Genomic DNA, 2,465 nt, shown 5'->3' with positions numbered 1-2,465 from the left:
AATCAAATTAACATTTTCTTAGGTATATACCCCAAAATATCGAGTGACAACTGCTTCAACCTGTCCTTGGCGATCGGAACCGGCCTCGACCGTCGTGTTCCGCAATATTGAAGTGATGGAGATAATCATGCTCGAACAGATTGCCGACACTGTTGCTAATTCAGTTAAAATTGTTGGCAATCCTTGCGCAGCGGAACAGCCGCGCCGGGCTCCCGTTCAGCTTGACGGCCAGTTCCGCGAACTGGATCTCGATTTCGACGCCAAGACAGGGGTTTTCTGGTGCCGTTTCCAGTTCAGCAACCGGCCGAGCTTCACGCCGGAGGTGCTGTCCGAACTGCGCCGGATGCGCCAGCTGCTGGCATCGCGGCACGGCGCCGCCGCAAGCCAGGACCCGCAGGTGAAGTACATGGTGCTGGCCTCCAGGATGCCGGGCATCTTCAACCTGGGCGGCGACCTCCACCTGTTCGCCAACTTGATCCGCAAGCGCGACCGGGCGGCCCTGACGGCCTATGCCCGCGCCTGCGTCGCCGAAGTCCACGCCAATTCGATGGCGCTCGACCTGCCGATCATCACGGTGTCGCTGGTGCAGGGAGACGCGCTGGGCGGCGGTTTCGAGGCGGCGCTGTCGAGCAACGTCATCATCGCGGAGCGGAGCGCCAAGTTCGGCCTGCCCGAGATCATGTTCAACCTGTTTCCCGGCATGGGCGCCTATAACTTCATCGCCCGCCGGACCAATGCCGCGACCGCCGAACGCATGATCATGAGCGGCCGCATCTATACCGGCGCCGAATTGTACGACATGGGCATCGTCGACGTGCTGGCCGAGGACGGCCGGGGCGAAGAGGCGCTCAACGACTACGTCCGGAAGAACGCGCGCCGCCACGCCGCCCAGCGGGCGATCTATCAGGCGCGCCAGCGGGTCAACCCGATCACCCTGCAGGACCTGAACGGCATCACCGACCTGTGGGTCGATACCGCGATGACCCTGAGCCCGATCGACCTGAAGATGATGGAGCGCCTAGTCGCGGCCCAGGGCCGCCGCCGCGCCCGCGCCGATGCCGACATGGAAGACCTTGCGATGACCGGCTGCGGCGACTGATTTCAGGCGAGTTCGCGGAGCGCCGTGCGGACCCGGGCGAACTCGGCCTGGATTTCCCGGACGCGGCGGTAACCTTCCTCCGCCAGCGTTTCCCTGGACACATCGCGGCAATACAGCAGAAGGCGCACCATCCGGCTTGCGCCGACATAGGACGCGCTGCTGCGCAGCGAGTGGGCATGATCCTTGAAGGCGTAGAGATCGCCGCAGGCCCAGGCGTGCTCCAGTTCGATCAATAAATCCTCCCCATCATGCAGGAACTCGTCCGCGATCTGGGCGATGAACGACGGGTCGTCATCGACCGAGCGCAGCTTGTCCAGGGCCGCGACGTCGATGCTGGGTTCGTTCGTGCCCGCATTCGCCCCGGAGTCGGCAAGATCCGGAGCCTCCGGCAGCGGCGACTCGGGGTGCCGCCCGCCCGATGCCGGTTCCGGCCGAAGCGTGCCGGGCTCGGCCGGCTGACCGCCGACCAGCCGGTCGATGGTCGCGAACAGGGCCTTCGGATCGACCGGCTTGGTCAGGAACGCGTCCATGCCGGCATCGGCGCATTGGCGGCGCGCCTGCTCGGTCGCTTCCGCCGTCAGGGCGACGATCGGCAGGTGCGGATGGTCGGTGTGGGTGAACCGGTACATCCGGGCGACGTCCAGGCCGCTGATGGCCGGCATGTTCATGTCCATCAGCACGATATCGAAGCTCATGCGGTCGAGCAGATCCAGCGCCTCGTCGCCGTCGGCGGCGAAGATTGCGTCATGGCCGGCGCGCTGAAGGATCTTCTCGATCACGCGGCGGTTGATCGCGTTGTCCTCCGCCACGAGGATCCGCCGGCGCTGGGCGGCGGCGACGGGCCCGGCCCCCGGAGCAGAGGCACCGGCCGCCAAGCCGGCCAGTCCGCGCGCGGCGGCCAGCGCCGAAGCCATCCGATCCGCCTCCATCGGGCAGGTCAGGACCAGTTCGCTGAGCCATTCCCGGCAACGGCCCGCCGCCTCCGTCGCCGACGATCCTATCAGTATGGAGATGGAACGCTCGACGCCGTTGCCCGCCTCGAGCCATGCCGCGATGCCGGTGGACGGATCGTCCAGCGCCTCGACCGGGATCAGGAGGACCGGGGTGGCACCTTCCGAGTCGCGGAAGATATCGGCGAGCACCGTGTCCGCCTCGACCGGATCGGCGATCTCGGCATGGCGACCCAGGGCGAAATTCAAGTCGGAACGCAGGCCGGATACCTTCGACTCGGCGCCGGCCGTCACCAGCAGGGGCGTTACGGCAGCGGCCGGAGCGGCCGGGTCCGATCCGGGCTTGGCGGCCCGGCAGGGCAAGGTGATCCAGAATTCGCTGCCGCGATGAAGCTCGCTCGACACCCCGATGGCTC

General features: G+C 66.3%; 2 protein-coding genes. One reads left to right on the top strand and one right to left on the bottom strand.

What is annotated here, in order from left to right; all coding sequences use genetic code 11:
• Positions 1-127 precede the first annotated feature (127 nt).
• Entirely contained in the window at positions 128-1,099 is a 972-nt protein-coding gene (locus tag AC5JJ6_RS09025) for a crotonase/enoyl-CoA hydratase family protein (protein ID WP_496041714.1), read from the top strand.
• 2 nt (positions 1,100-1,101) lie between these two features.
• On the opposite strand, the gene AC5JJ6_RS09020 is transcribed toward AC5JJ6_RS09025, so the two are convergent.
• Positions 1,102-2,465 (bottom strand): response regulator (locus tag AC5JJ6_RS09020; protein WP_496041713.1); only part of this gene is annotated, 1,364 nt, incomplete at its 5' end.

This window comes from Skermanella sp. (assembly GCF_059503625.1).
The sequence above is the reverse complement of the archived record's forward strand: the minus strand, read 5'-3'. Positions and strand labels throughout refer to the sequence as shown.